The sequence below is a fragment of the Mesorhizobium sp. M7A.F.Ca.CA.002.04.1.1 genome (assembly GCF_004022805.1).
GTDB lineage: Bacteria > Pseudomonadota > Alphaproteobacteria > Rhizobiales > Rhizobiaceae > Mesorhizobium > Mesorhizobium ciceri.
In genome coordinates this window covers 1-6,807 of record NZ_RZPL01000270.1, presented here as the reverse complement: position 1 = coordinate 6,807, position 6,807 = coordinate 1, and the positions used below count along the sequence as shown (strand labels likewise).

Annotated in this window: 4 protein-coding genes, 1 tRNA gene and 1 pseudogene; 4 read left to right on the top strand and 2 right to left on the bottom strand. The window is 62.0% G+C overall.

Going from position 1 to position 6,807, the window contains the following annotated elements:
* The 3 genes and pseudogenes from ENZ75_RS15840 to ENZ75_RS15825 form a co-directional block, all read left to right on the top strand.
* Window positions 1–302: pseudogene (locus tag ENZ75_RS15840) on the top strand (D-alanyl-D-alanine carboxypeptidase); the annotation flags it as partial.
* Between the two features lie 692 nt (window positions 303–994).
* A complete protein-coding gene (locus ENZ75_RS15830) occupies window positions 995–1,921 on the top strand; it encodes a DUF1003 domain-containing protein (protein ID WP_063169764.1) in 927 nt (308 codons plus the stop codon).
* A gap of 132 nt (window positions 1,922–2,053) precedes the next feature.
* A tRNA-Arg gene (locus ENZ75_RS15825) sits at window positions 2,054–2,130 on the top strand.
* A gap of 364 nt (window positions 2,131–2,494) precedes the next feature.
* Here ENZ75_RS15825 and ENZ75_RS15815 read toward each other — a convergent pair.
* Both ENZ75_RS15815 and ENZ75_RS15805 read right to left on the bottom strand, forming a co-directional pair.
* Window positions 2,495–2,887 carry an MAPEG family protein gene (locus ENZ75_RS15815; protein ID WP_013528384.1) on the bottom strand — a complete coding sequence of 131 codons (393 nt, stop codon included), beginning with the start codon at window positions 2,885–2,887 and terminating at the stop codon, window positions 2,495–2,497.
* A gap of 970 nt (window positions 2,888–3,857) precedes the next feature.
* A complete protein-coding gene (locus tag ENZ75_RS15805) occupies window positions 3,858–4,976 on the bottom strand; it encodes a LacI family DNA-binding transcriptional regulator (RefSeq protein WP_063169765.1) in 1,119 nt (372 codons plus the stop codon).
* A 558-nt stretch (window positions 4,977–5,534) separates the two neighbouring features.
* Here ENZ75_RS15805 and ENZ75_RS15795 point away from each other — a divergent pair.
* Window positions 5,535–6,497 carry a sugar-binding protein gene (locus tag ENZ75_RS15795; RefSeq protein WP_013528381.1) on the top strand — a complete coding sequence of 321 codons (963 nt, stop codon included), beginning with the start codon at window positions 5,535–5,537 and terminating at the stop codon, window positions 6,495–6,497.
* Window positions 6,498–6,807: the final 310 nt, after the last annotated feature.

Genomic DNA, 6,807 nt, shown 5'->3' with positions numbered 1-6,807 from the left:
TTCCCCAGCAGTTCCACTATTTCTCCGAAAGCGACTTCATGTTCCGCGGCCGAGCATGTCGTTGTGGCCGCGCACCAGCCGGCCGCGTGCGCGGCGTCGACGGCATCAAGACCGGCTACATCAGGGCGTCCGGCTTCAACATCGTCACCTCCTACAATGCCGACGGCCGCAATTTGATCGTCGTGGTGATGGGCGCCGACTCAGCCCGCCAGCGCAACGACCATGTCGAAGCGCTGATCCAGCGCAGCCTGTCGCCGACCACGGACGGCGCCAAGACCAGGCTGATGTTCGCGGAACAGTGAGGAGTGGTCCGCGTAGCGGACAAAAAGCCAATTGCTTGGCTTTTTGAACGACGAACGCCCTGAGCCTGCGAAGGGCGAGCTGCCGGTAGCAAGCATCGCGCTTGGCTGCGCGGGGATGGATATCGATAGGAATTTTTTCTTGACCCTGAGGGCAGCTATGCTACTATTTTCGGTATGGTGCTGAGTCGCGCCAATTGATCGACTGGAAACGTGACCCGCCCGCAAGGCGGGTTTTTTGTTGCCCGCCGCCCTGCAGAACCTTGTGCACGTTGGCGGGACAGCGCCCTCCTCTGTCCTGCCGGATGTTCGTCGCTCGGAAAGCCAAGCAATTGGCTTTCCGCCCGCTGCGCGGACCGCTCCTCAACCCCCGCAAGGGGGGAGATTGGCAGCTTCGGCGCTCCGCTCACTCCTGTGACGGTGGAAATTGGCGAAAGCCGGGACAACAGCCAATCTCCCCCCTTGAGGGGGAGATGTCCGGCAGGACAGAGGGGGGTGATTGGCGCAAACATCGGGCAAGTTCTTCCCGCTCCGGCCAATTTCGAACGTCTCCACCCTCCCTGAGGGGCGAGCCGCCGTCAGCCACATCGCCTCTCCGATCAAAAACACTTGTCCGGCCTGCGAAATCCGTGCCCGGCGCTGGCTATGCGCCGCCACCTCTGTCTATCGTCGCCCAGCACCCTCAGGAGCCCACCATGAGCACCGTCCCCAAAACGTCCGAACAGGCGGCAGACAATCAGAACGATGACGGCGGCGAGTATTTCGAGGCGCCGATCGTCGGTGAGCTGGAGGCCGATCCGGTATCGGACGAACACTTCGACACGCCCGAAGTGCCGGACTCCGAACCGGCAGGCCCCGGCGCCCACCGTGGCAAGCCGAAGAAAAAGCCGTCGGCGATATCGGGCCGCAAATTCCGCAAGCGCGATCTGGTGCGCATCGACACGCTGCGCCCGAGCCTCGCCGACCGCATCCGCTCGGACCATCCCGACCTGCCGGCCGGCGCCCGCATCAGCCGCGCCGAGCTCGGCCGCTACCGCATGCGCTATATGGAGGAGCTGCTGCAGCAGGAGCACGGCGAATTCTCCGAGCTCGACCGTCAGGTGGTCGAATCGATCGCCAGGCAGGACACGATTTCCGAAAACTCGGAAGAAGAATTCGAGGAGCACCGCACCTTCGCCGACCGCGTCTCCGACAACATGGCGGCCTTCGGCGGCAGTTGGTGGTTCCTGATCTCGTTTGGTAGCGTGCTGCTGGTGTGGATCGGCATCAATCTGGTCGCCGGCATGTCGAGCGCCTTCGATCCCTACCCCTTCATCCTGCTCAACCTGCTGCTCTCCTGCATTGCCGCCATCCAGGCGCCGATCATCATGATGAGCCAGCGGCGGCAGGAGTCCAAGGACCGCCTGCGCTCCTTCAACGACTACCGCGTCAACCTCAAGGCCGAGCTCGAAGTGCGCCATCTGCACGAAAAGCTCGACTACCTCATCTCGCGCCAATGGACGCGGCTCGCCGAAATGCAGCAGATGCAGCTGGACGCGATGCACGAACTGGCGGGCGCCAAGAAGCCGAAGCGGGCGGTGCGTGGAAGGCGGACGGTGAAGGCGGGGGCGGGAACCTCGTAGGCCGCAGCCTGGACGCACCCGGCCCAAGTCGCTACGCCAATCGCCAATTGCCCGTTGAAGCCCGCGCCCGCTTCCGCTAAGAAGCCGTGACTTGCCGGTTCACCGGCTGGTTCGTTTTCCGGATTCCGGAAAGCACCCGTAGCTCAGCTGGATAGAGCGCTGCCCTCCGAAGGCAGAGGTCACAGGTTCGAATCCTGTCGGGTGCGCCAGTTCCATGTAGGTCCGTTTCGGGGCACTGCGTTTGTCGTTGGCAGCTTTGCGGTCGAGCAGGCTCACGCGGCCCTTCAGCCCTTCAAAGGCATAATTCTTCTCAACCGCCAGCCAGGGCAACCGCCAGCGTTCGGCGGCGAGGGTGTCGCGAGCCCGCGAATGGGCCACCTGCGTCGTGAAGAAGGTACACCCCTCATTGCTCGGCTGCCGGCCGGCCGTCGAACCACATGTAATAGGAGGCGATGAGCATTTGGCGCCCCTCGAACGCGTCCAGCAATATTACCGACCCGACACCGATCGGAGGGAGTGCGCCCTATCTCCGCTTATGAGGTACCGTGCCGTTCTCCCGCGGCTGGGGAGCGCCTAGAGCATCAGATAGATGATCCGGCCCAGAGCGCCAAAAAGCAGCGCGAAGGCTGCAATCGACTGGACGAAGAAGCCGGGATAGCGCTTCAAGGGCGCGGTGCGATACCCTACGAAATATGCAATCCGACCTATCATCCAGAGCAGCCCAAGGCCGGAAGCCCACGCGGCATTCCAGTAGATCGCGAACAGCCACATCGACGGCATAAAGATAGGAAACCATTCCACCGCGTTGGCATGTGCCCGGATGGTTCGTTCAAGGAGCGGGTCGCCGGTCATTGCGGGCGCCAGTATGCCAGTCTTCTTGTGGGTTCTCGCGACCGTCACCGCCATTCCGAATATCATCAAGCTACAAAACAGCGTCACGAGAGCTACCGGGTAAAGCCGTTCCATGTTTGCCTCCTCTCATGGTCGGGACAGTAGGCAAGCAAAGGTTATCGGCAAGGGCAAGGCGCAGGCAGATCTTTCCTGACAACCAGCGCCAATAAGAGCGGGGTTGTCAGTTATATAATTGCCCTTTTTGTTAATCACCCGAAAACGATGGGCAAGTTATGCCATCAGCGTCCCTTCCGTGGAGGCGGTGATGGCCATCGGCATACCGCCGTGCGCGATTGACACGCTGCCCGGCGGAAGGCAAAGAGTGACACATTATTGGCAAAGGGGAATGTCGATGAAGAAAATCTATCAGAAGCCCGTTTTCACGAAGCGTGAGCGACTGTCGTCAGTGACGGCTTCGCCCAGCTCATCCGGGATTATCGATTAACCAAGAGAGTTACAGTTTTGGAAAGCCCGCTGCCGAAAGGTGGCGGGCTTTTTGCTTTCTCCAGGAAACGACAGCCGATTCCGCAAGTCGGCACCGTCAACCTCAATTTCAAGTTCGGCAGACGCAACTGCCTGTGGGACCGCGTGCAGGGCAAGGTTAGCGGACCAGTGCCGAAGGCCTGAAGAAAGACAAAGCGGAATGGTTCAAGCCCGCCTTGTCGGACGGGTGCGAAGAAATGCATCGCCATGCGAAGCTGCTGGACTGCCCGGAGGAGAAGTAATGCCCGTGGTAAAAGGGCTCCCTGAAGCGCGAGAACAGGCTCTGCACTCGCGATCTAGACCATCAGGCTTAATTGCTGGATTCCTGTTGTGCCGGTAGCGTAATCGGGCTGGGGTGTCCAGCACTGGCCGGCACGGCGTGTCCAACCCCAAATTCGCAACCGTGCCGGTCTGTTGCACCAATGGGAATGAATGTCTCAGACTTCGACCTTGACCCCCTTCCGCGCAAGAATCGTCTGCATTGCAGCCATCAGCTCTTCGTCCCACTGGTCAGGTTTCCCTAACGGTCGAAGGTAAGCCAGCGCGGGCCCGCCGAGTCGCGTTACCCTACCACCCCCCGTACACTCTCCCGCTCCACCAGCGGACACTCCAGCTTCGTGATCGGATACCGCCCCCGTCCAGGCGCCGCCGGCGCTTCCAGCTGTTCGATCGCCCATTGGCCCATCGCCATGTGCGGCAGGATCGAGGTCGTCAGCGGCGGGAACAGATGCCTGGCGATTTCCTCGTCGTCGTAGCCGACCACGGAGATGTCCTGCGGAATGTGCAGGCCGGCTTCCTTCAGCGCTTCGTAGCAGCCGATCGCGGTGCGGTCGTTCTGGCAGAAGATGGCGGTGGGCTTATCCCTGAGCGCCAGCAGCTTGACGGTGGCGGCATAGCCGGCGCTGGCCGACCAGTCGCCCTCGACCACCAGCTCGGGATCGAACGGGATGTCGGCCGTGGCGAGCGCGCGGCGGTAGCCCTTCAGCCGGTCCTGTGCCGCCTGCATCCACGGCTCGCCGGTGATGGTGGCGATGCGGCGGTGGCCGTGGCTGATCAAATGGCGGGTCGAGCTCTGGCCGCCGGCGATCTCGCTCGGCACCACGGACGGGAAGGCGTAGTCCGCCGTGTAGCAGTTGAGCAGGATCACCGGGATGTCGAGGCCGTAGAGATAGTCGGGCGCTGTGATCTCGCGGGTGAAGATGGTCATGTAGATCAGCGCCGAAATGCCCCGCTTGGTCAGCGCTGAAATAGCGCGCGGCTCCATGACGGAATCGCCCAGCGTCTGCGCCACCAGAAGCACGTTGCCGGCATTCCACGAGGCCTGGCGCGCGCCCTCGATGGCGACCACGGCTTCGGGGCTGGTGGCGAGCTGGTCGACGGCAAAGCCGATCACCCCGTCCAGCCCTTCGAAGGCGGGCCCCTCGAAGGCAGGCAATGCCGGGTGAAGCGCCTCGAAAGCGGGCGCGGTGTAGCCAAGCGTCCGTGCGGCCTCGATCACCCGTTCGCGGGTCTGCTGCGACAGCTTGATCCCTGGCGAATTGTTGAGCACGAAGGACACGGTCGCCTGCGAGCAGCCGGCGGCCCTGGCGATATCGATCATGGTGACGCGGCCCTTGGCGCCCTTGGCCGGCGCCTTGCGCCGCCTCGCTGTGTCGCTGGCCCGATCCGTCGTCTCGCTCATGGCAAATCCCAGTCTGGCTGGCCGGTCAGGCCGGCAAGGTGGCGTGACGCCGTCGATTTATCGGAATAACGTCAAGCTCGTTTATAACTATTAGTATGCCGGAGGTCCATCCGCCACGCATCTCCATACAAGCGAAAGCTCAATTAACAAAAGGCCTGGGCGGCTGCCCAGCGGTGAGGGCGGCACGCCGGCGGGCACACCGCGAAACCGCTGGCATTGGCTCGGAACTAATACTGTTTACTAATACAAAAATGCGCTGTACCGTCAATCGTCGCATCCGGCCGGTCACGTCCGGGGCGACGGGAGAGTACGAAAAATGGCCCGGTGGCGAGCGGATCCTATCTCCGCAAGCCTTGTCTCGGATATGTGATATGTCAGACAAATCGGACTATTTACGAATGAAGGATGAGTCTCTAAGGTCGCTGTCGTGGCTGGAACGACGCCATTCTTTCGGTGCCGGGAACCCCTTTGAGGAGGAGGGCGTCCACGCTGCAAACGGCAAATCAGGTCAGTGCAAGATCGGCCGGTCCAACGACTGAGCCAAACGGGAGGTTGAACATGAAATCCTTGATACGCAATGCATCCGTAGCCGCGACCGCGCTGCTGCTTGGCCTGTCGGCCACGGCAATCGCGCGCGCCGACGACAAGCCGACGCTGGCCTTCGTGGTCAACGGCGCTTCCGATTTCTGGAAGGCCGCCGAAGCCGGCGTCAAGAAGGCGCAGGGCGAACTGCCCGACTATACGCTCGAGCTCAAATATCCCGAGCAGTCCTCGGTCGCCATCCAGCAGCGGCTGATGGACGATCTGGTGACCGCCGGCGTCAAGGGCATCATGGTCTCGGCCGTCGATCCCAAGACCTCGACCGATGGCCTCAACAAGATCGCTTCGGAAACGGCGCTGTTCACCACCGACTCGGACGCCCCGCAGACCAAGCGCGTCGCCTATATCGGCTCGTCCAACGTCGATGCCGGCAAGCAGGCGGCCGAAATCGCCAAGAAGGCGATGCCCAATGGCGGCAAATGCCTCGGCTTCGTCGGCCTGCTCGGCGCAGACAATGCCAAGGAGCGCATCCAAGGCATGAAGGACGGCCTGGCCGGCACCAAGATCGAGTTGATCGACGTGCGCGGCGACGACATCGACCAGGCGCGCGCCAAGAAGAATGTCGAGGACGCGCTGGTCGCCAGCCCCGACGTCACCTGCATGGTCGGCTTCTACTCCTACAACACGCCGCGCATCTATGAAGCGCTGCGCGACGCCGGCAAGCTCGGCTCGATCACCGTCGTCGGCTTCGATGACGATCCGATCACGCTCGGCGGCGTCAAGGAAGGCACCATTGCCGCCACCGTCGTGCAGCAGCCCTTCGAATGGGCCTATCAGGGCATGAAGCTGATGGCTGCCTATCTCAAGGGCGACAAGTCGGGCATCCCGGAAGGCAACCTCATCATCATCCCGACCAAGATCATCGGCAAGGATGACGTCGACGCCTACGCCGCCAATCTGAAGGCGATGGCCGGAAACTAAGACTTGAAGCAGTTCAGCCGGCTCAACGTCGCTTGGGCCGGCTGCTCGCATTGACGAACACCGCGAGGATCGTCAGTCTGCCAAAAGCCAAGAGCATGATCCCGAAAAGTGGAAGCCGGTTCTCGGAAAAGATCATGCTCAGAAATTGGCCCGCCAATCGCTGTCAGGCATGATGAATTATTCCGACACATCCATTGCTGCATCCGTGACCGCCCCGTTCCTCAGCCTTGAGAACGTGCGCAAGACCTATCCGGGCGTCGTCGCGCTCGACGGCTTCTCCATGGAGGTCAGGCCGGGCGAGGTCATCGGC